The sequence below is a fragment of the Actinomyces weissii genome (assembly GCF_016598775.1).
In the GTDB taxonomy this organism is placed as follows: Bacteria; Actinomycetota; Actinomycetes; order Actinomycetales; family Actinomycetaceae; genus Actinomyces; species Actinomyces weissii.
The window spans coordinates 2,230,690-2,254,472 of sequence record NZ_CP066802.1; the positions used below are offsets into that span (position 1 = coordinate 2,230,690).

Genomic DNA, 23,783 nt, shown 5'->3' on the forward strand with positions numbered 1-23,783 from the left:
GGTCAACAGTAGCCGTTCCCCAGCCCAGTTCTACGCGGAGGCCAGGCCGCTCCCAGCCTCAGGCCCTAACATGGGAAGACCCTGTACCAGTCCCGCCCCAGCCGACCCACTCGCCCCAGGAGACTCAATGACCACCATGCCGCCCGCCGAGAACCAGCAACCACCGGCCTACCCCCAAGCCGCCCCGGGCTCTGCCCCGGCCGGCCGCCCCACGGGAAAGAAGGGCCCGGTCATCACACTGGTCTGTGGCCTGGTGCTAGGCCTGGTCTGCACCGGCCTGCTGGCGGCGACCATCGCCTCCGGGGTCAGGGACACCCGGCTCACCCCACTTGACCAGGCCAACGGCACCACCGCGCAGCTGAGCACCTCCAAGACCTACGCCATCTACACCAACACGCACCTCAGGCACTGCGAGGTCCTCGACCCGGAGGGGCAGACGCTGGCCCTGGACCCGGTGACCACGGATATCGAGCTGCAGGACCAGCGCATGGTGCTGACCTTCAAGCCCCTTAGGGACGGCACGCACCAGATCACCTGCGGCGACGGCCTCCACCCGCCCGTCTACTACGGAGAGGCGCTCTTCACCGCGGAGGACCTGGGCAAGGTGGGCTACGCCCTGCTGGCAGGCACCGGGATGTTCTTCAGCCTCGTCGTCAGCGTCGTGGGGCTGGTCTGGCTGCTGGTGCGGGTCTCCCGGGCCTCCCGCCAGGGGCGCTGAGCCCCGGCACGGGGGCGGTTCCGGGCAGCACTATCCGCGCCTGGGCCCTAGCCTGCAGGCAGAAGCCACGTACCCTGTGCCTATGACACCGACGACGCGCGCCTGCCTGCCCTGGCGGGCGTGTGCCGTCGGCACCCAGGTTGCTGGCCTCTCCCTGCTCGCCACCCAGTCCGCCCCTCCTAGTCCCCTGTGGTCCTCCCTATGAACAACACCCTGCCGCACCAAGGTCCGCCCAGTCTGCGCAACCCGCTGCTGCTTGTGGGCACGGGCCTGCTGCTCACCGTGGGCTACCTGATCGTGTTCATCCTCCTGATGGCCACCAGCACGGGCCCCACCCCCCAGACCCAGAAGGTTCTCAGCCCGACCCCGCAGACAGTGACCCTCAAGGCCGACCAGTGGGGCATCTACAGCGACGCCCCTGACCTGAGCTGCTCGGTGACCTTGTCCGACGGCTCTGCGGTCCCCTTGCAGCGGGCCACCCAGCGGACCTATGTCAAGCCGGAGCAGGCCTACTACTTCGATGTGCCAGCGGAGCGCCCCTACCAGGTCTCCTGCAGCTCCTCACTGCCGGCAGAGCTGAACGTGTCCGCACTGGACGACGACTACATGCGTGCCCTGACCGCCTTCAAGCTACTACCTTTCAGCATGCTGACCGGGTTCGTGGTCCTGGTACCCGGAGTGGTGCTGCTGCTGCGGGGAAGGCGTAGGCGTCGGGCGTACCTGCGGACCCGTATGGAGCTGATCGCCCAGGGCGGTTCCCCCACGGCTCCGGGCTGGCAGGCGCCCCTGGGAGGCTTTGCCGCCTCCGGGCAGCCCTCGGCCTTCGGGGCGGTGGCGCCTGCAGGTACCAGTCCCCTGGGCTACGGGCAGCTAGCCTCGGTGGGCCCCGCAGCCTCGGCCCCGACCTTCTCCTCCCTGCCGGTGCAGGCAGACGCTGAGGCCGTAGGCACCTCACCAACCTCGGGAGCCCAGGCCGGTGCCTACGGTATCGCCCCCAAGCAGGTGGTCTACCGGGCGGTCCCCTTGCAGGACGAACGCTGACCGGGCCACAGGGCTGAAACGGAGCTGGCTGCTGAGGCTCAGGGCCTGCTGGCAGCCGACCGCTAGGCGGCTACTGAGCCCCGGGGGCTCGTCCGGAACGGGTGCAGCACCGGTGGCGGCCGCTGGGGGCCTCCACCAGGTTGACGCTCAGTCCCGCGCCTCTCTTAGAGCCAGGGCGGTCCGGTACACCTGGTTGGTACGCAACCCGGCCTCCTGGGCGACCTGGGCGGCGGCGTCCTTCAGCCGCTCCCCCTGGTCGCTACGGCTCAGCGCCTCCCGGGCGGCAGCCTCCGGGTCCGCCGCTGAGGCGCTGGCCCCGCCCACCACGAGCACCACCTCACCGAGCACCTCCTCCGCCGCGGTGTCGCGGGCCAGCTGGCCCAGGGTGGCGCGCCGCACCTCCTCATAGGTCTTGGTCAGCTCACGGCACAGCACGGCGGGACGATCCTTCCCCCAGGTGTCCGTCATCCGTTGCAAGGTCTCGTGGACGCGCCGGGGGGACTCGAAGAAGACCATGGTGCGGGTCTCCTCCGCCAGCGAGCGCAGGTGCCGCTGCTGCTCACCCGGACGCCGCGGCAGGAAACCCTCGAAGCAAAAGCGGTCAGAGGGCAGCCCGGACAGGGCCAGCGCCGTCAGCACCGCTGAGGGACCCGGGGCCACGGTCACGGGGACGGCAGCCTGGTGGGCTGCCTCCACCACCCGGTAGCCGGGGTCCGACACCGAGGGCATACCTGCGTCCGTGACCAGGACGACCGCCTGCCCGGCCTGTGCCGCCGTGACCAGCTCGGGGGCCCGGCCCCGCTCATTGTGCTCGTGCACCGCAACCAGCCTGCCGCCGACCCTGACCCCCAGCCTGCCTGCCAGCGCCAGCAGGCGCCTGGTGTCCTCCGCGGCGACGACGTCGGCGTGCACCAGCGCCGCCAGCAGACGCGCCGAGGCGTCCTGGGTGTTACCGATGGGCGTGGCGACCAGCGTGATGGCTCCAGCCCGCGGGCGCGCTGCGGCGTCAGGCCGAGGCAGGGCTTCTTCCTGGGGAGAATTATCGGTGCTCGTCATGGGCGACAGTATGTCCTGCGGCCTAGACTCGGCGGGTGACTAATACGAGCCCGCACTCTGAAGGCCCTAGCGAGAGCACCCCAGAGCCCCTGGCCTCGTCCGCCCCCGTACTCACAGCAGGCTCCGCGCCCACTCCCTCCCCCGGTGAGGTCCCTGCCCCGGCCCCTGCCGCGGACGAGGCGGGCGTGGTGTCGGCTACGGAGGAGCCGGGAGCGGCACCGCCCCCCAGAACGACGGCACGCGACACCGAGTCCTTGCGCGCGGCGCTGCTGCTGCGGCCTTTAGGAGCGGCGCCGTCGGCCCTAGCGAACCGGCTGGGCTGGCTGGTGACGCTGGTGGTGACCCTGTTCGCGGCCACCCTGCGCCTGGTCGGACTGAACCACCCCAAGGGCCTGATGTTTGACGAGATCTACTACGTCAAGGACGCCTACGCCCTGTGGCAGAACGGTTACGAGTCCAAGTGGAACGACGGCGCCGACCAGCTCTTTGCTGCCGGTGACTTCTCCGCGCTGACCACTGAGCCGTCCTTCGTGGTGCACCCGCAGCTGGGCAAGTGGCTGATCGCCTGGGGTATGCAGCTGATGGGTACCGGCCCGGTGGGCTGGCGGTTCGCGACGGCGATCGCGGGAACCTTGACGGTGCTGCTGCTGATCCGGCTGACGTTGCGGCTGTCCGGCTCGGTGACGCTAGCGGGGGTCGCTGGCCTGCTGCTCTCGATCGACGGCGTGGCGCTGACCGAGTCCCGTATCGGCCTGCTGGACGTGTTCGTGGGCCTGTTCGGGCTCCTGAGCCTGTACTGCCTGGTGCGGGACCGCCAGTGGCTACGGGAGCGGCTGGCTCGGGAGCTGGCGGGGACGCAGCCTGGCCGGGCCGCCCGGTTGCTGCGGCTGCGGCCTTGGCTGCTGGCTGCGGGGGTCAGCCTGGGCCTGACCTGCTCGATCAAGTGGTCCGGGATCTACCTGCTGGCCGTGGTCGGCCTGATCGTGGTGGTGTGGGACTTTACGGCGCTCAGGGCGTTGCAGGCGGGGCGGGCGCTGCTGACCTGGCTGGGCGGGGCCGTGAACAGCTTCGTGCACCTGGTGGTGGTGGCGGTACTGGTGTACGTGGCGGGCTGGTGGTCCTGGTTCCTGCAGCCCAAGGCCTACAACCACGGCTGGGCGGCGGCACAGCGGGCAACGCACGGCGGGGCGGTAGCCCGGTCCTGGCTGCCGGACCAGCTGAACGACCTGGTGGAGTACCACCTGGTGATGTGGAACTTCCACGTGAACCTGGACGCCTCCCACCCCTACCAGTCCAAGCCGATCGGCTGGCTGGTGCAGCAGCGTCCCACCTCCTTCTACTGGCCTGGTGAGGAGGGCCTACGGGCTATCGGGCAGGATCAGGCCTGCGGTGTCAACCACAGCTGCGTGCAGGCGATTACCTCTATCGGCAACATCCCGATCTGGTGGGCGGCGCTGCTGGGGCTGGCGGCCCTGATCGGCTGCCTGGCGCTCTACCGGCGGGACTGGCGCGCCTGGGTGCCGCTGGCGGGCTACCTGGGGCTGTACGCGCCCTGGTTCCTCTACCCGGACCGGACGATCTTTACCTTTTACACGGTCAGCTTCGTACCGGAGGTGGTGCTGGCCCTGGTGCTGCCGCTGGGGGCTGCGGCCGGGCTGCTCGCGCCCTTGCCCCGTCCCCATGAGGTACCAGGGGGCTTCCTGGAGCGGTGGCGTTTCTGGGACCGGTCCCCGCTGCGGACCTCAATCATCACCCGGCCTGCTGCCGAGTGGCCGGATGGCAGCAACCGTCCGCGTTTCGAGGAGACCACAGGTGACGGCACGGTGCTGGTGGCACCGCCCAGGCCCGCGCCTAGCGGGCAGGCCGTGCCAGAGCTGCTCCCGGGTGACGGGCTGCCACCTTTGCAGCCCAAGCCTGCGGGGATCCTGCTCATCGGCGCAGTAGTGACGACGGCGATCGTGTTCGCGGTGCTGTGGTGGCCTCTGTGGACCGGGCAGACCGTGACCTACCAGTACTGGTCCTGGCACATGCTCTTTGACAGCTGGATCTGACCCCTATAGCTGGATCTGAGGGCTGCACAGGGGCTGGGCTTCTCCCGGTTCTGGGCGCGCAGTGCGGTTCGAGGACCGGCCCTGGGTGCTACGTGCCGATCCTGGGTGTGGTGGGGTGTGCCTGCCTTGCCTTGAGTTGTGCGTTTTGGCGTGAGTGGTGCCGGAGAACCGCACCACTCGCGCCGAAGTGCACAAGTGGAGGCGGGGGTGGTGGGGGTGTGTGGGGGTGGTGGGGGTAGGTGTTGGTGTTGCGTGGGTGTCGGGTGGGGTGGGTGATAAGTGTCTGGGGGTGGCCGTAGGCCCCCAGCCTGTTGGTTGGGGGCCTGCGGTGTGGTTTGTGCTCGGCGGTGTCCTACTCTCCCACACCCTTGCGGGTGCAGTACCATTGGCGCTGGGAGTCTTAGCTTCCGGGTTCGGAATGGGGCCGGGCGTTGCCTTCCCGCTGTGACCACCGAGACGTTGTGTGGGGTGTTTGTGGTGCTCGTGGTTGGTGCTTGTGGGTTGGTTGGTTGTGGGCCGTATAGTGGACGCTTGCGTGGGTGTTCCTGCCCCCCTTGGTGTGTTGTTGGGGGTTGTGTGTTGTTTGTGTTGGCCTATTAGTACCGGTCGGCTGCGGCCCTTGCGGGTCTTGCACCTCCGGCCTATCTACCCAGTGGTCTGCTGGGGGCCTTCCACCCGTGTGGGTGTGGATACCTTGTCTTGAAGGTGGTTTCCCGCTTAGATGCTTTCAGCGGTTACCCTTTCCGAACGTGGCTAACCAGCCGTGCCCCGGGCGGGACAACTGGCACACTAGAGGTTCGTCCGTCCCGGTCCTCTCGTACTAGGGACAGGTCTTCTCAAGTATCCTGCGCGCGCAGAGGATAGGGACCGAACTGTCTCACGACGTTCTAAACCCAGCTCGCGTACCGCTTTAATGGGCGAACAGCCCAACCCTTGGGACCTGCTCCAGCCCCAGGATGCGACGAGCCGACATCGAGGTGCCAAACCATGCCGTCGATATGGACTCTTGGGCAGGATCAGCCTGTTATCCCCGGGGTACCTTTTATCCGTTGAGCGACGACCCACCCACTCGGGATCGCCGGATCACTAGTTCCTGCTTTCGCACCTGCTTGACCTGTCGGTCTCGCAGTCAAGCCCCCTTGTGCACTTGCACTCGACACCTGGTTGCCGACCAGGCTGAGGGGACCTTTGAGCGCCTCCGTTACTTTTTAGGAGGCAACCGCCCCAGTTAAACTACCCACCAGGCACTGTCCCTGGCCCGGGTCACGGGCCGAGGTTCAGGCGCACGCCATGGCCAGAGTGGTATTTCAACGACGACTCCACCACCACTGGCGTGGCGGTTTCACGGTCTCCCACCTATCCTGCACAAGCCAGGGCGGGCGCCAATACCAAGCTGTAGTAAAGGTCCCGGGGTCTTTCCGTCCTTCTGCGCGTAACGAGCATCTTTACTCGTAGTGCAATTTCGCCGAGCTCATGGTGGAGACAGTAGAGAAGTCGTTACGCCATTCGTGCAGGTCGGAACTTACCCGACAAGGAATTTCGCTACCTTAGGATGGTTATAGTTACCACCGCCGTTTACTGGGGCTTGAATTCACCGCTTCACCCCGGTAGGGGGTTGACGGTTCCTCTTAACCTTCCAGCACCGGGCAGGCGTCAGTCCGTATACATCGCGTTGCGGCTTCGCACGGACCTGTGTTTTTAGTAAACAGTCGCTTCTCCCTGGTCTCTGCGGCCCTCACCCCTAGCCCGCGTGGGGCTTCAGGGCCTGGGCCCCCCTTCTCCCTAGGTTACGGGGGCATTTTGCCGAGTTCCTTCACCATGATTATCTCGTGCGCCTAGGCATACTCTGCCCGACCACCTGTGTCGGTTTAGGGTACGGGCGGCTGGCACCATCGCGTCGAGGCTTTTCTTGGCACCACAGGATCACCTTGCTTCCCCCACCCCTTGGGTGGGTTCCCCATCACGCCTGGCCTGTGCCGTTGAGGGCAGGTACCCGGATTTGCCTGGGTACCAGGCTGCGCGCTTAGACGGGCCAAGCCATTAGGCCCGCGAGGCTACCACTGTGCGTCACCCCTGTTAATACGCTTGCCTACCTGCGCGGAGGGTCCCCAGACCCCGTGGCACCAGTCCAGAGCCTACCGAAGCAGGCTGCCGGGCTGATTGTGCTACAGGGCGTGGGTCAGCACCCGCGCGTCAGCATGGGCGGTGCTTCGCCGGTACGGGAATATCGACCCGTTGTCCATCGACTACGCCTGTCGGCCTCGCCTTAGGTCCCGACTCACCCAGGGCGGACTAGCCTGGCCCTGGAACCCTTGGTCATTCGGCGCCAGGGTTTCTCACCCTGGTATCGCTACTCATGCCTGCATTCTCACTCCCGCACCGTCCACCCCTGGGTCACCCCGAGGCTTCTGCCGGTGCGGGACGCTCCCCTACCACCTGCCACCCCTGCCAAGGGGGGTCAAGCCCCCCGGAAGGAACACGTGGCAGGCCCGCGGCTTCGGCGGTGTGCTTGAGCCCCGCTACATTGTCGGCGCACGATCACTTGACCAGTGAGCTATTACGCACTCTTTCAAGGGTGGCTGCTTCTAAGCCAACCTCCTGGTTGTCTGCGCGACCGCACATCCTTTCCCACTTAGCACACGCTTAGGGGCCTTAGCCGGCGATCTGGGCTGTTTCCCTCTCGACCACGGAGCTTATCCCCCGCGGTCTCACTGCCCCGCTGCACCCGACGGCATTCGGAGTTTGGCTGACGTCAGTAACCCTGTGGGGCCCATCAGCCACCCAGTAGCTCTACCTCCGCCGGGCAGCACGGGACGCTGCACCTAAATGCATTTCGGGGAGAACCAGCTATCACGGAGTTTGATTGGCCTTTCACCCCTACCCACAGCTCATCCCCTCCATTTTCAACTGAAGTGGGTTCGGTCCTCCACACGCTCTTACACGTGCTTCAACCTGGCCATGGGTAGATCACCCCGCTTCGGGTCCAGACCGTGCCACTCATAGGCGCCCTTTCGGACTCGCTTTCGCTACGGCTCCCCCTACCAGGTTAACCTCGCGACACGGCACTGACTCGCAGGCTCATTCTTCAAAAGGCACGCCATCACCCCTCAAGGCTCTGACGGCTTGTAAGCGCCCGGTTTCAGGTACTGTTTCACTCCCCTCCCGGGGTACTTTTCACCATTCCCTCACGGTACTGATCCGCTATCGGTCATCAGGAAGTATTCAGGCAGCCAAGTGGTCTTGGCAGATTCACACAGGATTCCACGGGCCCCGTGCTACTCGGGGTCGTGCCCGCACGGCCCGGCCAGTTTAGCCTACGGGGCTCTCACCCTCTACGGCCCCCCTTCCCAGAGGGTTCGGCTACCAGCCAGGTTTGTCACCGCGCCCACCACCGGCAGATGGCAGAAGAACACGCCCCACAACCCCACGACCGCAACCCCTGCCGGGTATCACACGACCGTGGTTTAACCATCATCCGCGTTCGCTCGCCACTACTAACGGAATATCTTCTCCTGCGGGTACTGAGATGTTTCACTTCCCCGCGTCACCCCCCGCACCCTATGGATTCAGGTACGGGTGACACGACATGACTCGTGCCGGGTCCCCCCATTCGGACACCCTCGGATCACAGCCCGTCAGCCGGCTCCCCGAGGCTTATCGCAGGCCACCACGTCCTTCATCGGCCCCTGATGCCAAGGCATCCACCGAACGCTCATAAAAACAAACAAAACACAAGACCACCAGCACCAACAGTGCTAGCAGCCCACAAAGAACAAAGATGCTCGCGTCCACTATACAGTTCACAACCAACCCACCCACACCCCCAGACCCACCCCCACCAGGAGGACAGGCCCGAAGGGCCAGGCACCGAGGCGAGCTGCCCCAGGCCCCGACAGCGTGCCACGCCCCCCACAACCCCAGGCCCACGCACCCAGCCCCACCCACCACAAGGACGAGCAGGCCGCGCGCACGGCACCGGAGCCACGAAGGCCGCCCCCGCACGACAACGCGCAGGAGACGGCTTCCTATGCCACAGCGTCCCGAATAAGGACGCACCCAACCCCACCAGGCCCCCCACCCACTGACAGGGCGGTAGACGATCACCCGGCGGGCGGGCGCACAACAACATGTTGCTCCTTAGAAAGGAGGTGATCCAGCCGCACCTTCCGGTACGGCTACCTTGTTACGACTTCGTCCCAATCACCAGCCCCACCTTCGACCGCTCCCCGTAAGGCCACGGGCTTCGGGTGTTGCCAGCTTTCATGACGTGACGGGCGGTGTGTACAAGGCCCGAGAACGTATTCACCGCAGCGTTGCTGATCTGCGATTACTAGCGACTCCAACTTCACGGTGTCGAGTTGCAGACACCGATCCGAACTGAGACCGGCTTTAAGGGATTCGCTCCACCTCACGGTATCGCAGCCCTCTGTACCGGCCATTGTAGCATGCGTGAAGCCCAAGACATAAGGGGCATGATGATTTGACGTCATCCCCACCTTCCTCCGAGTTGACCCCGGCAGTCTCCCGCGAGTCCCCACCACTACGTGCTGGCAACACGGGACAAGGGTTGCGCTCGTTGCGGGACTTAACCCAACATCTCACGACACGAGCTGACGACAACCATGCACCACCTGTGAGGGCGCCCCGAAGGGAAGGACCGTCTCCGGCCCCGCCACCCCCATGTCAAGCCTTGGTAAGGTTCTTCGCGTTGCATCGAATTAATCCGCATGCTCCGCCGCTTGTGCGGGCCCCCGTCAATTCCTTTGAGTTTTAGCCTTGCGGCCGTACTCCCCAGGCGGGGCACTTAATGCGTTAGCTACGGCGCGGAGACCCCGGAAAGAGCCCCCACACCTAGTGCCCAACGTTTACGGCGTGGACTACCAGGGTATCTAATCCTGTTCGCTCCCCACGCTTTCGCTCCTCAGCGTCAGTAACGGCCCAGAGACCCGCCTTCGCCACCGGTGTTCCTCCTGATATCTGCGCATTCCACCGCTACACCAGGAATTCCAGTCTCCCCTACCGCACTCAAGCCGGCCCGTACCCACCGCAAGCCCCCGGTTAAGCCAGAGGATTTCACGACAGACGCGACCAGCCGCCTACGAGCTCTTTACGCCCAATAATTCCGGACAACGCTCGCGCCCTACGTATTACCGCGGCTGCTGGCACGTAGTTAGCCGGCGCTTCTTATCCAGCTACCGTCAACCACCCCCCAAGGAGGCGGCCTGCTTCACTGGCGAAAGAGGTTCACAACCCGAAGGCCTACATCCCTCACGCGGCGTCGCTGCATCAGGCTTGCGCCCATTGTGCAATATTCCCCACTGCTGCCTCCCGTAGGAGTCTGGGCCGTGTCTCAGTCCCAGTGTGGCCGTCCACCCTCTCAGGCCGGCTACCCGTCAAAGCCTTGGTAGGCCATCACCCCACCAACAAGCTGATAGGCCGCGAGCCCATCCCCCACCAGAAACAAACCTTTCCAGACCCACCCATGCGAGCAGGCCAGAATATCCCGTATTAGCCACCCTTTCAGGCGGTTATCCAGAAGAAGGGGGCAGGTTACTCACGTGTTACTCACCCGTTCGCCACTCATCCACCCAGCAAAAGCCAGGCATCACCGTTCGACTTGCATGTGTTAAGCACGCCGCCAGCGTTCGTCCTGAGCCAGGATCAAACTCTCCAAAAAAATCATCACAACCCATAAACCAGCCAACACCCCCAGACCCACACAGAGCCCAGAACCACCAGCCAGCAAACAAGCCAAGACAACCAAACAGAGAAAACTCCAGGCCCAACCCACCCCCAACAAAAGAAAGGGGCAAGCAAAACCAAAACAAAACAAGACAACCAACCCCCAGAACCACAAAAGGCCCCAAGAACCAGCCATCCCACTATGGCATAAAAAACATGACACACTATCGAGTTCTCAAACAACACACCCATAAGAGTTCCCCGAGAAACTCGGTTCCCGCCTCAAGGCGACTGGACTAGGTTAAGCAGAAGGCTTCTGGCCAGTCAAGTCCGTTCCCCGTGACCCTCGTCTCTCGACCTCAGGCCCAGGGATCTGGCGCTTACCACTTCCCGGTCCACGCTCCCCTGGGCTTTCACCCCTGGCAGCGGGGAAGACTTTAGCCCGAGACCCGACCACCAAGTCAAATCCCCAGAGCATGACACAGGACACGTTTGCCCCGCTCCCAGACCAGGCCCCACAGCTGCTCCCACCCAACAGGCCGGAGGCTGTCCCTTGTACCAGCACCGCCGCCCCCGGGAGCCGTTGTCTGCTCAGGCCGCAGCGAGAGGTCTCGCCGCACCAGCACCGCCGCCCCGGGGAGCGGTCCCTCCAGGCCTACGACCACTGCCGCTACGCAGGCACCGCCCCAGGTAAACGAACAAGGTCCGAACTGCAGACGTCAGAACTGGCGCCAGGCTCGGACCTTGTAACTAAGTGGAGCTAAGGGGATTCGAACCCCTGACCTTCTCATTGCGAACGAGACGCGCTACCAACTGCGCCATAGCCCCAGGTACAGGCCGATGTTAGCACCACGGCAAGGCCTGGCCGCAAGTCAGCCACCGGTGAGCCGCAACACCCACGGACGGCCTGCAGGGACCGTCAAGCCTCACGCCCCCGAATCCCTGGGGTGCGCCGACTGCGGTCACCGACCACGACAGCGCGCCGTCGCACTTACTCACGGCCTGGGGTGTGACACCAGGACAGGACCTGCTGGTCACCACCAACAGGCCTCGCATCCTCACAATGCGGCACTGACCTGGAGACCAGGGCTGCTGGCCCGTCGGCTCACATACATCCTCACGACTCGCAGCACCCTGACGACGCACAGGCCCGCAGGTGTCCTACCTCAGTACCACGATGCCGCCACGGTGCGACGGCACGCCAGCACCGATCTCCTGGGCGTCACCGGTAAGGGATTCACTCCCCCACCGCGCGACGGCGTGCCAGCACGGCGTCCAGGTCGATGGGCTGGAAGACCTGCTCCTCCATCCCGATGCCCTCCAAGTTATAGGAGCGCACCGCCTTGGGGCGCTGCGGCACCCGCACATCGCCTGGCTCCTCCAGGTCCACCAGCACCGGTTCCACCACCCGGCGTGGGGCCCGCGCCGCCAAGGTGTAGGTGGGTGCAGGCACCTTCACGGGCCGCCAGCCCTGCGGCGGCGTCGCTGCGTTCAGCTCCACAGACGGCGGCGTCGGCACCCCCCGGCCGGTCGCCCGACCCGCTGGCAGCGGCCTCGCCTCCGCTGCCACCACCCGCAGCGTCTCAGCGGCCTGGGGGACGACGACGTCGTCCACCGCCCGCGCCGGAGAGGCCGCACTCCGGGCAGAGGCCGCACTCCGGGCAGAGACCGCACTCCTAGCAGAGACCGCGCTCCGGGCAGAGACCACCACAGCACCCCGGGACCGGCCCGTAGGACCAGCCACCCCGGAGGGCACAGCCCCGCCACCAGCCCCAGCCTCCGCAGCAGTTACAGACGTCACCTTAGGGCCGTGCGCCGGGGCAGGCTCGCCAGCGGACCGCTCCACCCCACCCACCGCACGCAGCTGGCGACGCAGCTCCGCCACCCGGCGCACCTCCCGCAAGTCGTCAGACTTGTCGCGGGTCGTGGCCCAGCGGCCGTAGGCAAAGGCCGGGACGACCAGGGCGGGAGCGTACAGCGCGTACCACCAGGGAAGCGGGGTCAGCGCCGCCACCAACGCCATCACCACTGAGGCGGCCAGCAGCAGGAGCACCACCAGGGCACGCCGCTCCGCCGCGTGCCGACGCCGGGCACGAGCGGCCAGGTGGTTGGCCCGGACCTCACGGAGCTCCCGCTCCACGCGAAGCGCGCGGACGGTCCTGACATCCGGCCTGTCCATGACCTTCACCTCCGGTCGGCTCTCAAAGATCTGCGCGTGCCCGTGCCCGGCCGAGCAGGCCTCCTCAGATGAGGGAGCCTTGGTGGCCAGGATCCTCAGCCCTGCTGAGTAGCGATCTTCTGACCGTGAGCTCCCCATCATCTCGCGACGTCTAACCAGGGTGGGCAGCAGGTACAGGGAGAGGACCGCGGCGAGTACCAGCAGCACCCAGATCTCGATCCCCACAAAGAAAACGGTATGTCCCAGGAGGCTCTCCACAACGTCGGCGCGCCGAGCACGCCTGCGTGATTCTTCCCCAGACCTCGCATACTGATTCCCACAGGACCCAGTAGGTCACACTGTCCCCAGCAGCCACAGAACTTAACGCTGCGTGTTTCCTGAAGCCCCCGCAGCGCGGTCCACCAGGAGCTGGACGTAACCGGGGCCCCGCTCCTCCGCCGTCGCCGCGAAAGCACGGTGGTCCGCCCAGCTGCCCGCCACGTGCATGTAGCGCAGGCGCAGCCCCTCCTCCCGCAGTCCCAGCTTGCGCACCACCGCCAGGCTGGCGGCGTTCTCCGGGCGGATGCTCACCTCCACCCGGTGCAGCCCGACCTCCGCGCCCAGCAGGTGGTCCAAGGTCATGGCCACGCACAGGGTCATGACCCCGCGTCCCTGCCAGCGCGCGCCGATCCAGTAGCCCAGGGCCGCCGAACGCAGCGCCCCCCACGCAATCGGCTCCACCGACAGCTGCCCCGCGAAGGCACCGTCCACCTCGATGACGAAGGGCATGGCCGTGCCCGCGCGGGCCTGACGGCGCAGGTCCCGCGCATAGGTCCCGAAGGACATCCCCGCCTCCCCCGACTCCGGAGGGAAAGTGGCGTCCCAGGCGGCCAGGCGCTCCGCCTCCGCCACGCGCAGCCGCCGCCAGGCATCCTGGTCCGTGGCCCGCAGCGGCCGCAGGCGCACGGTGTCAACCCCACGGCACAGTCCGCGGCGATCCAGCCCGGTCTGTTCCAGCACCACCGGCCAGGTGAAACGGGGCCGCGCCGGGGCCCCGGTAAGCCAGCGCAGCAGGCCGCTCATGAGTCCAGCAGCAGACAGGACAAGGTGCTGCCCGTGGTAACCACGGTCTCCTCCTCCGGTACCACCGCCAGCGCGTTGGCCCGCGCCAGTGCCCGGGAGCCCGTGCCGACCGGGGTGGCCCGGTAGCCCTCCGCCGGGGTGCCCGCCACCCGCACCGGCACGAACTCGCGCCGTCCCCGTGGCGACTCCCAGCCGGAGCCCACCACCGCCGGGACGCTGCTGCGGTGGAGGCTCGCCCAGCCCGCGATCCGCCGCAGCACCGGGCGCACAAAGGCCTCAAAGGCGATCAAGGCCGCTGCCGGCTCCCCCGGCAGGCAGAAGATCGGCACGCCGTCACCTACAGTACCCACCCCCAGCTGGCGGCCAGGAGACATCTGCACCTGGTCAAAGCGCACGGTCCCCAGCGGGGCCAGCACCGACTTGACGGTGTCTCCCTGCCCGCTGGACAGGCCGCCACTGGTGACCACCACGTCCGCCCGCACCAGCTGGTCCTCGATCGCCTCAGTCAGGGAGCGCACCTCGTCAGGCACCGCCGAGACCCGGAAGGCCTGCCCGCCCGCGTCCCGCACCGCCGAGGCCAGGGCGTGGCCGTTCGCGTCGTACACGTCCCCCAGGGGCCTCCGGGTACCCGGTTCCACCAGCTCGTCGCCGATCGAGATCACCACCACGCGGGGTGCCGGGTGCACACACACCCGCGCCAGGCCCATGCCCGCCAGCAGCCCTACCTGCCGGGCGCTCAGGCGCGAGCCACGGCGCAGCACCCTCTCCCCCTCACGCATCTCCTGGGCCCGAGGGCGTACGTTCTCCCCCACCAGCGGCAGGCGTTCTATCCGCACCTGCGCGCTGCCCCGGTCGGTGTCCAGCCACGGGACGACGGCGTCGGCCCCTCTAGGCATAGGCGCTCCGGAGTCGATCAGCACGGCCGTGCCTTCCACCAGGGTGACAGGACGCACGTCACCCGCCCGGACGGCGTCCATCACCCGCACCACCTGCCCGGGGCCGGAGCGGGCCAGCTGCCCCGCTGACACCGCGTACCCATCCACCCCTGCCAGGTCCACCTCAGGCATGTCCGTCCTGGCGACGACGTCCTCCGCGAGCACGCAGCCCACGGCGTCTGGAAGTGGCACGTCCAGCGGGGCAGCCGCCTGCGCGATCTCCAGGCAGGCGTCCAGGTGCTCGGCGACACTTCTCATTACGCTCCTCCGTATTAAATTCTCCCCCAGGCTACCTGGACGCTAGCGAGCAAGCATCTTGGCGGCTGCGCCCCGGGAGGCGCGGGCCGCTAAGGAGACCCAGGCAGGCACCCCGAGGCTCAGGGCCATCGCCCCTCGACCAGGGCCCCGGCCTTCATGACGTACAGGATCCCCTACGCCGCCCTCCTGAAACCTCGACAGGGCATCACACCCGCCCCACCGAGGCGTCCCACCCGCCGCGCTCCACAGAAGCACCGCCTACCCGACCGGGGAGCGCTGACGATGCCGCCAACCAGCCAGCGCCGCCTTCACCTGAGACAATCTGCCTATGACCGTCGCCCCCACGCTGCCGAACACCTCCTGGCTAGAGAACGCCGACGCGAAGTCCCGCCTGCGGCAGGTGCTGCGCGAGCACCGGAACCGGCACCACCGTCACCCTGAGCGTGGGCACGCCCCCGCCTGCCACGCCCTGACTGAGCACGCGCTGGAGGCCGTGGGCACGGCCCGGACCGTGGCCTGCTACGTCTCCACGGGCAACGAGCCCTGCACCTGGCTGCTGCTGGAGGAGCTGCAGGCGCGCGGCACCAAGGTGCTGCTGCCGGTGCTCGGCCCGCGCCTGTCCCGCTCCTGGGGCTGGTTCAAGGGTCTGGAGGACCTGGCGCAGCGCGCCCCCCGCCGTCCTCCGGAGCCCAGCGGCCCGGCCCTGGACGCTACGGCGGTCTCCCTGGCCGAGGTGCTCCTGGTGCCCGCCCTGGCAGTCGACCGCCGTGGGCACCGGCTGGGCCAGGGGGGAGGCTGGTACGACCGGGTGCTGCCCCTGGTGCACCCGGCTGCCACCGTCCTGGCGGTGCTGCACCCTGACGAGCTGGTGCGCACGCCGCTGCCGGTGGAGGCCCACGACCACCAGGTGGACGCGGTGCTCACCACCGAGTCCTGGTTCCTGCTGGAGGGCTCCAGCTTTGCGACGCCTCAGGCCTGAGCCGGCGGCGGGACCGGTGCCAGCGGCCCGGCGCGGCATGCTCTCATCAAGTACGTCTGCCCGACGGGTGGGCCCCTGAGCCGGCAGCCCGGTGGGTGGCATGCTCCGCACCGGCACCAGGACTGACGACGACGGCGCAGCGGCCGCGTTCCACAGGCAGGCTTCCACCGGGCCCCGATCTCGAAGCGCGTCCAGGCAGCGTCCGCGCTCCACAGGTGGGCAAGCCGCCTCACCGTCCACCAGAGCTGCTGGCGGTGCCCGAAGGGCCCGGTGCCGGTGCGAGCCTGGAGGCATGTCAGGGACGCACGCACTCACCCCGCCCCGCCACCAGGGAGCAGATGAAGCTGACTGGGACCCCGGCCCGCGCAGTCGCCGTGGGCGGCGCCTGCCCTCCCGCCGTCCTCAGAGCGCTCGGAGACGGCCCCTGCGGCTGCGCCTGTGGTGGGGGCGGTACCGGCACCTGCTGGCCGCAGCCTGCCTGGCAGCCGCCGTGCTGGTGGGTCTGAGCGCGCTGGCCCCGCCCCCGCCGTCGGGGGTCAGCGTGCTGGTGGTCTCCCGTGCGGTTGAGGCCGGGGAAGAGCTTGGCACCGGGAGCGTGGAACGGGCCACCCTGCCGCAGCGCGCGGTGCCCGCCAGCGGCCTGGCGGACGAGACCGTACTGGGGCAGCGGGCGGCGATCCGCCTGGAGAAGGGCACGGTCCTGACCCGCACCATGACCAGCGGAGACGCAGCCGCCCGCCTGGCTGAGACTGAGCGCCTGGTGGAGGTTCCGGTGCAGATCGGTGCCGAGCTGGCCACCCCCGGAGCCCGCGTGGACGTCGTGGCCGTGGGGCCGGATTCCTTTGGCAGTGAGGGCTCCGCCCAGGTGGTCGGTCGTGGAGCCCGGGTGCTTAGCACACGCAGTCAAACTAGGGGAGGACCTTGGGATGGTGAGACGAGTATCACATACATCACTATTGCTGTCCCCCAACAGACCGCTAGCCTTGTAGTTGGCGCGGCTTCGCACAATCAGCTGGGCATCATGCTGAGCCCCTGACGCCGCGAGCCGGACCGATTCCGGCTTTCCTAACTCCTCTCCGGCGCCCCCTGATGCGCCCGCATCAGAGCGCCACAACGAAAGGCAACTCATGCTCCAGGGATTCAAGGACTTTATCTCCCGCGGAAACGCCATTGACCTCGCCGTCGGTGTCATCATCGGTGCGGCCTTCAAGTCTATTGTCGACGCCCTCGTGGAGAAGGTCCTCAACCCCCTCATCGGTGGCATCTTCGGCCAGCCCAACTTCGACTCCCTCGGCAAGTTCACGGTGGGCAGCGCCGAGGTCCTGCCTGGTGCGATCATCACCGCACTCGTCAACTTCCTGCTCATCGCCTTCGCCCTGTACTTCTTCCTGGTCGTGCCGATGAACAAGATCAACGAGAAGAAGAAGGCTGGCGAGGCCGACGCCCCCGCCGAGCCGACCGACGTCGAGCTCCTCACCGAGATCCGCGACCTGCTCTCCAAGCGCTGAGACCCCACTCACCACAGCCGGAGGGGCCCGCAGACCACCTGGTCTGCGGGCCCCTCCGCGTACACGTCTCAGCTGCCCCGTCCCCGGCACGGCCACCGGTAAGCCCTCACCGCGCCCCGCCCGGGCAGACTGCGCCACCCTGACACGGTCCTACAGGCGCAGGCGCAAGCTCCTACTGTCGGTGAGGCGGCACCTGCACCAGCAGCCGGGCCTCGTCGGGGCCTACTGCCAGTGGGGTGGCACCTCCGCCAGCAGCCGGGCGTCGTTGGCGCCCCCACCAGCCGCCCCCTGGCCCGCAGCAGCGTCCTCACCAGCAGGACAGTCCGCCAGCGCATCCAAGGCGCGCCGCCGCCGGTCCTCAGCCTCCTGCTCAGTGGGCTCACCCCGCGCCACCCGCGCAGCGTCCTGCACCGACAGGGCCACCACGCGCCTGCGGCGCCTGCCCCCGGCGCTCACACCTGGCCACCCACTAGGCGTCCAGGCCACCGGGGCGTCACTTGGAACGCCGCACCGCGTTGCTCAGTACAGCGTCCACCCCCGCCCCACGCCGCCGCAGGGCCAAGGTGGCCCGCAGCTCCGCGATCTCGGCAGCCTCGTCCCTGACCACCCCGTCCGAGCGGATCCAGGCGACCAGGTCGTCCAGCTGGTCGTCCGAGTAGGCCTGCAGAGGCAGCCCCGCAGCGATCGGAGGGCGCCGGGCCCGCTGCGGCTCCACCGGAGCCGCGTCCGCCGTCGTGGCGCTCAAGGCCGTGACCGAGCTGACCGCGGAGTCCGCCGTGTCCGGAGCGTCCGCCGTCTCCACAGAAGCCTCCGAGGCTGACCCCGGCTCCGCCACCTCCCAGGCCTCCACCGGCACCTCCTGCGGCACCGCCTGGGGCGGCGGAGGCGGCGGCACCCGACGCTCCCGAACCACCGAGGCCACCAGCTGCTCCACGCGCCGGGCCTCCGCCTCCGGGTCCACGAACACCCCGGCGGAGAACGCCATATGCACCAGCCAGCCCCGCTGCTCCAGCCGCTCCACCCAGTGCCGGTCGCGTCGGCGCAGGCTCGGCTCGGCCACATAGTCGGCGTCATCAGTCAGGACCGCCACGAACAGCTCACCCGGATAGTCCGGGTGCCCGATCGCCAGGGGGATGCGCACGCCCCCCTCCAGCCCGTAGCGCGGACGCACCGTCAGCCCCCGCCGCCACAGGTACTCCGCCAGGTCCACCAGCAGCGGGTCCGGGGCCAGGCCGTCGGCGGAGAGGTCCTGCCCACCGCTCTCAGCCTGCTCCAGCAGCTCACGCAGCAACCGCGAGCCAGCCGTCGTCAGCCGGGTGGGGTCCAGGTCAGCCGCCGTCAGGCAGGAGACCACGGTGGTGCGCTCGCGCGCCGCCGACAGGGCCTCCACCAGGGCCACCATGCCGCCCTTCTGCGCCACCGAGCCGAAACGGTGGATCGTGCGGCCGTGCACGGTCTTGGCGTAACCGACGCTGAGAATGACGTGGTCGCGGCGCAGGGAGCGGCAGTCAGCCAGGTCCACCACCACGAAAGGCTCCAGCCCCTGGTCCCTGAAGAACCTCTCCAAGGCCGGGGAGCCACTGAGCTCCTGCATCACCGCCTGCCGGATGGCGTCCCCGTGCCGGGTGTTCAGGGCGACCACCGCCAGGGACAGCTCCGGGCTGCTCAAGGCGTGCTCGATCACCAGGTCCACCACCCGGTTGACCTCCGCGGAGACGGTCTCCACCGCCACCTCACCGGGAGCAGCCGCCCCCCGGCCGTCAACCAGGTCCAGCCGCAGGGACTGCGACCCGGGCGGGGTAGGAACGGCCTCGATAATGCCCTCATAGTCGTTGGCGGCCAGGAATCCGGCGATCATGGGATCCAGGCTGTGGCGGGTGGTAGGAAGCGTCACCTTGGGCAGCAGCGGCCCCAGCTCAGCAGCCAGGCCCGTCTCGGCCCGGCGCGGGTCACCCACCACCAGCACCTGCTCAGCCCGCACCAGCGCGGGCAGCACCTGCGCCACCGGCACCGGTGCCGAGGCGTCCAGGACCGCCAGGTCCAGCAAGGCGTTGGCGGAGAACACCTGAGGCACCAGCATGGGCGGGACGATCCACACCGGCTTGGCCACCAGCGCCAGCGGGTAGCGCTCGATCAGCTCGCTCAGGCCCGCGCCCTCCTCACGCACCAGGGCCTTGTACAGCTCCCGCGCCTCCTCCAGGTTCTCATTGACCTGGTTGCGCACCCGCTGGGCGTGCGCCTGCGCCACCGGCAGCGCCAGGGAGGCCGCCTGGGCCTTGTCCAGCTCCCGCAAGGAGCGGGCCAAGGCCGCCAGGGCCGCCGCGTCCAGACCACCCATGTCCGGGTCGTCCCGCAGCGCCTGCGCCAGCACTGAGGACCACCAGCAGTAGGTCAGCTCCAGCTCGATCTGGTTAGCCGGGGTAGCCCGGGCCGTCAGGTCCTCCAGCAGCGGCCCCAGCCCCAGCTCATGTACCTCCGCCATGACCTGGTTCAGCTCAGGCACCCGCATAGCCTCGTTGTCCTGGGAGACCAGGACGCCGACCTGGGAGACCAGGTCGTCCAGCACCAGGTCCAGCAGCTGGGGCGCCCCCGGCGTGCGGTCGAACAGCACCTGCACCTGCTCCAGCCGCTGGCACACCTCCTGGGCCACACCCGCCATGTCATCCAGGCTGGCGGGCAGCCGCGGCCACCCTCCCTCTGGGGCGTAGCGCCGCCAGGTCTCGCGCCGACGCTGTACCTGCACCAGCTCCTCGTGCAGGTCCTCCACCACCCGGCCAGGCCGCACCAGCTCACGGGCCTGCCGCTGAAAACGACGCCGGATCGAGGCGCTCATCTCCACGTCATGCTCCTCACGCCACTGGCGCGTGGCGGTGGCTATCACCATGTCCGCGGCGGAGCGCTCAAAGATCTGAGGGCGGAACACGTCCAGGGAGTCCCGCACCCCGTCCAGCACCTCCAGCTGCTCCTGCCACTGCCGCAGGGACCGCGCCCGCAGCATGCCGGTGTCCTTGGCGCCGTCCTGCACGTGCCTGGTCAGGGCTGGCAGCAGGTTCTCGTCCAGCTCCCGCAGCACCGTCAAGGTGTCAGTGACCTCGTCCAGGTCCGTGACCGCCAGGGCCTCCCAGGCTGAAGGCTGCGTACGCGGCACCAGCATGCCCAGCTGCTCGGCCCGCTCCAGCACCCGGCGGGCCCGGGCCAGGCCGGCGGCGTCGAGCTGCTCCAGGTGGCCTGGCACGATCCGGGCGGTGGTCCGGGCCCGGGTGCGCGAGGAGGTCATCTCCGCCAGCTTCTGCAAGGCCTCGAAAGCTGACACCCCCCAGGGCGCACGGGTGGCGTGCAGCGCCCCCACGTAGCGTTGCAGGCGGGAGCGCACGGTCACCAGACGCTCCCGCATCTCCATGATGGACTCCGCGTCCACCTCAGGCGGGTTGACCCCCATGCCCTCCTTGACCGCCTCCGCAGCGTGCCGCCGCCAGGCCGGGTCCTCGGTGAGGTCGATGACCAGGTCCCCCAGTCCCAGCCGCCGCAGCCTCTCCGCCACCGCGTGCCCCTCCGCGCAGCTGGCGGGCACGTGCAGCACGGTGCGCCCCGAGCCGACGGCGTCGGCAATGACCGCGGCCAGGACACCTGGGACGTCCGCGCCAGGGGGCGCGTCCAGCAAGAGGGAGGCTCCAGATCCGACCGCCTCCACGGCGTCCAGCTCCGCCGCCTCCAGGTCCCCCGCACCCCGCTCGTTCTCCGGGTAACGGTCCCGCGGCTCAGCCGCAGGCAGCTCCACGTCCAGGGCTGCGCAAGCGGCCCCGTCACCCGCTAGGGCCGCCACCAGGGCCGAGGCCCGGCAGCGCTCCCGCACAGCGTCGAAGTCCTCAACCAAGGCACGGCCCGGATGCACGAAGGCACCCACCACCAGGCGCTCGTGCAGGGCGAAACCGGGCAGGTACTCGCGCCCCAGGGTGGCCAGGCGGGCCAGCGCGGCCCGCGGCGTGAAACCCACCGAGGAGACCGCCGAGTGGGCGATGCCCGCGACATCGGCCTGGCAGCCGTGTGCGCGCAGGGCCTTAACCAGCAGCGGGTTGACCTCCACGGACAGGTCCAGGGCCAGCTGGGCGTCCCCCGTGGCCCCCGTCAGCCGGACCGGACGCAGCAGTACCGGCGCGTTCACGGTCTCCACCGGGGTGTCGGCACCAGGCTCACGCCGGGCGAAGGAGGGACGGGCCGAGCTGGACTCCGCCGCGCTCGGGCTGGGGCCCGTCTGCGTCCAGGAAGCCACCCCCACCGCCAGGAAGACCGGCGCCACCCCGAACTGGCGGGCCAGGTCCTGGGTGCGTGAAGCCACCTCCCGCAGGGACTGGCGGGCGGCCAGCAAGGCGGAGCGCTCCCGCACCAGGGAGGACAGCTGCGTGGGGCGGCCCGCGTAGAGCTGGGCCAGGCCGGAGGGGTGGGCGGCGGTCAGGTCCACCACACCCTCCTCCAGCATGGTGATATCAGAGTCGGTCACTACCCCACCCAGGTCCAGCAGATCCTCCCGCCACCGGCTGAGCGTGGCGTCGATGCGTGCCAGGCGGGCGTCGTCGCCCTCCGGGACCGCGGTGGCCTGCTCCGGGCTGGAGGCGGAGGCAGTCGGGCTCGCTGAGGTGACCGGGCTACTGCCGGGGCTTTCCGCCTGCGGCTGCGGTCCCACCTCAGTCTCGGTCCCGGACGACGGCGTCGCCTCCTGGCCGCCGGTCACCGAGGCCGAGGGCCCTGGCTTCCTGGTGGCAGGCGCGGAGGGTCTTGGCGTCTTCTGCACGGCCCCGCGGTTGGACAGCGCGCGTCGTATCCGGTCGAAGGGGGAGGCAGCAGGCGTCATACGATCAACATATCGGGCCTAGGCCGAGAATGCCCACAGACTCGGCGGCACGGAAACCAGCGGACAGATGTTTACCCAACCGCAACCGTACGGGCACCGCCGTCACCCCGCCAGGAGGCGCCCACGGGGGCTGGTCGTACCGGAGGCGGCACCCCACCCGCCAGAGCGCCGGGGCCGGAAGGCGCCCCGCAAGGACGGACCGGGCCCAGCACGCTGGCTGGACCCGGTCACCTGGTGCCCCCGAGACGATTCGAACGTCCGACACCCGCTTTAGGAGAGCGGTGCTCTATCCCCTGAGCTACGAGGGCTCAGGCAACAGCCTACCAGTGCCCGGCAGGCACCTGCGACCACTGGCCGCGCAGCCCTGCCGGGCAGCCAGGGATCAGGCACGCCCCCAGGGCTTCTGCACTCGACCAGTCGCGCCCTCCTCAGGGGCACGGTTAGGAACCACCATGACCGGGCAGACGGCGTGGGACAGGACCGCCTGGCTGGTGGATCCCAGCAGCAGCCCCGCGAAGCCGCCCCGGCCCCGGGAGCCGACCACCACCAGGTCCACCGCCGTGGAGAACTCAGCCATCAGCTCGGCTGCGTTGCCGTCCAGCGCGTGCTTGCGCACCTTGACACCAGGGTGGCCCTCCAGGGCCACGGCCACCGCCCGGTCCAGCCCACCGCGCACGTCAGCGAGCACCTGCTCCCGGTCGATCGCCGCAGGCAGCCAGGCCAGGGCCCCGGTGCCGGAGGCCAGCGGCACGGCAGCCACCGCCGTCAGCTCCGCCCCCCATACCTCCGCCTCCCGCACCGCCCAGCGCAGGGCCCGGCGGGCGGACTCGGAACCGTCTACACCTACCACGATGCGCCTGACCGGGGTGAAGTCCGCACCCTCCATGTGGCGCGGCACCACCACCGTGGGGCAGTGCGCGTGGGCTGGCAGCGCCGAGGAGACGGTCCCCAGCAGGCGGTCTGCGAAACCTCCCCCACCACGGGTGCCGACCACCGCCATAGTGGCCTCGTCGGACAGGTCCACCAGCACCCCCGCCGGGTCGCCGGTCTCCAGGGAGCTGGTGACCTTGACCCCGGAGCCGACCGCCCGCTGGGCGGCCTCGTCGATCACCTTCTGGGCGCCGCCGCGGATCGCGGAGTCGTCCAGCGCGGCATAGCCGCCGTCGAGTGACGCGGTGGTGAAGGAGGGCAAGGAGTAGGCGCACAGCAGATGTACCCGCCAACCAGCCTTGGCCGCGCGCGCTACCGCCCAGTCCACCGCCTCAAGCGACTCGGGGGAGCCGTCCACCCCAACGAGCACAACCTTGTCTTCAGCCATCGCACCGAACCTCCTGGTCCTAGAGAACCGATGACCTCATTGTGCCGTAGGCCTCAGCCATCCGGGTACGCTTCCAACCGGGATTCTTCACCAGATCACGAATCTGCCTGCGTGGGAGTGGACAAGCAGGACGTAGGTACAGCAAAA

Annotated in this window: 14 protein-coding genes, 2 tRNA genes and 3 rRNA genes; 7 read left to right on the forward strand and 12 right to left on the reverse strand. The window is 68.5% G+C overall.

Going from position 1 to position 23,783, the window contains the following annotated elements:
• The first annotated feature begins 127 nt into the window (after positions 1 to 127).
• The 3 genes from JG540_RS08990 (at position 128) to JG540_RS08995 (ending at position 1,759) form a co-directional block, all read left to right on the forward strand.
• On the forward strand, positions 128 to 718 hold the full coding sequence (locus JG540_RS08990; protein WP_200275484.1) for a hypothetical protein: 591 nt from the start codon (positions 128 to 130) through the stop codon (positions 716 to 718).
• An 82-nt stretch (positions 719 to 800) separates the two neighbouring features.
• On the forward strand, positions 801 to 923 hold the full coding sequence (locus JG540_RS10620; RefSeq protein WP_267977937.1) for a hypothetical protein: 123 nt from the start codon (positions 801 to 803) through the stop codon (positions 921 to 923).
• Positions 920 to 1,759, forward strand: a complete 840-nt coding sequence (locus JG540_RS08995; protein ID WP_200275485.1) for a hypothetical protein — start codon at positions 920 to 922, stop codon at positions 1,757 to 1,759. Before JG540_RS10620 ends, JG540_RS08995 begins: the two co-directional genes overlap by 4 nt.
• 147 nt (positions 1,760 to 1,906) lie before the next feature.
• Here JG540_RS08995 and rsmI read toward each other — a convergent pair whose 3' ends face one another.
• Positions 1,907 to 2,815: a 16S rRNA (cytidine(1402)-2'-O)-methyltransferase gene (gene rsmI, locus JG540_RS09000; RefSeq protein WP_200275486.1), complete on the reverse strand. Its 909-nt coding sequence runs from the start codon at positions 2,813 to 2,815 to the stop codon at positions 1,907 to 1,909.
• A 35-nt stretch (positions 2,816 to 2,850) separates the two neighbouring features.
• Here rsmI and JG540_RS09005 point away from each other — a divergent pair, with 35 nt between their 5' ends.
• A complete protein-coding gene (locus JG540_RS09005) occupies positions 2,851 to 4,866 on the forward strand; it encodes a dolichyl-phosphate-mannose--protein mannosyltransferase (RefSeq protein WP_200275490.1) in 2,016 nt (671 codons plus the stop codon).
• A 339-nt stretch (positions 4,867 to 5,205) separates the two neighbouring features.
• Here the strand turns inward: JG540_RS09005 and rrf are convergent.
• From rrf to JG540_RS09040, 7 genes are all read right to left on the reverse strand, one after another.
• Positions 5,206 to 5,322: ribosomal RNA gene (gene rrf, locus JG540_RS09010) — 5S ribosomal RNA — on the reverse strand.
• A 121-nt stretch (positions 5,323 to 5,443) separates the two neighbouring features.
• Positions 5,444 to 8,594: ribosomal RNA gene (locus JG540_RS09015) — 23S ribosomal RNA — on the reverse strand.
• Positions 8,595 to 9,007: 413 nt separating this feature from the next.
• Positions 9,008 to 10,543 (reverse strand): 16S ribosomal RNA (locus JG540_RS09020).
• Together the 16S, 23S and 5S rRNA genes form the textbook arrangement of a ribosomal RNA operon.
• A 760-nt stretch (positions 10,544 to 11,303) precedes the next feature.
• A tRNA-Ala gene (locus JG540_RS09025) sits at positions 11,304 to 11,376 on the reverse strand.
• A gap of 409 nt (positions 11,377 to 11,785) precedes the next feature.
• Positions 11,786 to 12,952 carry a hypothetical protein gene (locus JG540_RS09030; protein ID WP_234042778.1) on the reverse strand — a complete coding sequence of 389 codons (1,167 nt, stop codon included), beginning with the start codon at positions 12,950 to 12,952 and terminating at the stop codon, positions 11,786 to 11,788.
• 135 nt (positions 12,953 to 13,087) lie between these two features.
• Entirely contained in the window at positions 13,088 to 13,789 is a 702-nt protein-coding gene (locus JG540_RS09035; protein ID WP_200275494.1) for a GNAT family N-acetyltransferase, read from the reverse strand.
• Positions 13,786 to 14,982 carry a molybdopterin molybdotransferase MoeA gene (locus JG540_RS09040; protein WP_200275496.1) on the reverse strand — a complete coding sequence of 399 codons (1,197 nt, stop codon included), beginning with the start codon at positions 14,980 to 14,982 and terminating at the stop codon, positions 13,786 to 13,788. Before JG540_RS09040 ends, JG540_RS09035 begins: the two co-directional genes overlap by 4 nt.
• A gap of 328 nt (positions 14,983 to 15,310) precedes the next feature.
• Here JG540_RS09040 and JG540_RS09045 point away from each other — a divergent pair, with 328 nt between their 5' ends.
• The 3 genes from JG540_RS09045 to mscL all read left to right on the forward strand — a co-directional run bounded on the left by JG540_RS09045 (position 15,311) and on the right by mscL (position 17,469).
• Positions 15,311 to 15,961 (forward strand): 5-formyltetrahydrofolate cyclo-ligase, encoded by a 651-nt coding sequence (locus tag JG540_RS09045; protein WP_200275497.1) that lies wholly within the window; start codon positions 15,311 to 15,313, stop codon positions 15,959 to 15,961.
• 292 nt (positions 15,962 to 16,253) lie between these two features.
• Positions 16,254 to 16,997, forward strand: a complete 744-nt coding sequence (locus JG540_RS09050) for an SAF domain-containing protein (protein ID WP_234042779.1) — start codon at positions 16,254 to 16,256, stop codon at positions 16,995 to 16,997.
• 91 nt (positions 16,998 to 17,088) lie between these two features.
• Positions 17,089 to 17,469: a large conductance mechanosensitive channel protein MscL gene (gene mscL / locus JG540_RS09055; protein WP_200275499.1), complete on the forward strand. Its 381-nt coding sequence runs from the start codon at positions 17,089 to 17,091 to the stop codon at positions 17,467 to 17,469.
• Positions 17,470 to 17,691: 222 nt separating this feature from the next.
• Here the strand turns inward: mscL and JG540_RS09060 are convergent, their stop codons facing one another.
• The 4 genes from JG540_RS09060 to JG540_RS09075 all read right to left on the reverse strand — a co-directional run bounded on the left by JG540_RS09060 (position 17,692) and on the right by JG540_RS09075 (position 23,636).
• Positions 17,692 to 17,925: a transcriptional regulator gene (locus JG540_RS09060; RefSeq protein WP_234042780.1), complete on the reverse strand. Its 234-nt coding sequence runs from the start codon at positions 17,923 to 17,925 to the stop codon at positions 17,692 to 17,694.
• Between the two features lie 37 nt (positions 17,926 to 17,962).
• Entirely contained in the window at positions 17,963 to 22,318 is a 4,356-nt protein-coding gene (locus JG540_RS09065; protein WP_234042781.1) for a DNA helicase, read from the reverse strand.
• Between the two features lie 232 nt (positions 22,319 to 22,550).
• A tRNA-Arg gene (locus JG540_RS09070) sits at positions 22,551 to 22,626 on the reverse strand.
• A 74-nt stretch (positions 22,627 to 22,700) separates the two neighbouring features.
• Positions 22,701 to 23,636, reverse strand: a complete 936-nt coding sequence (locus JG540_RS09075) for a universal stress protein (RefSeq protein WP_200275501.1) — start codon at positions 23,634 to 23,636, stop codon at positions 22,701 to 22,703.
• Between the last annotated feature and the right edge of the window lie 147 nt (positions 23,637 to 23,783).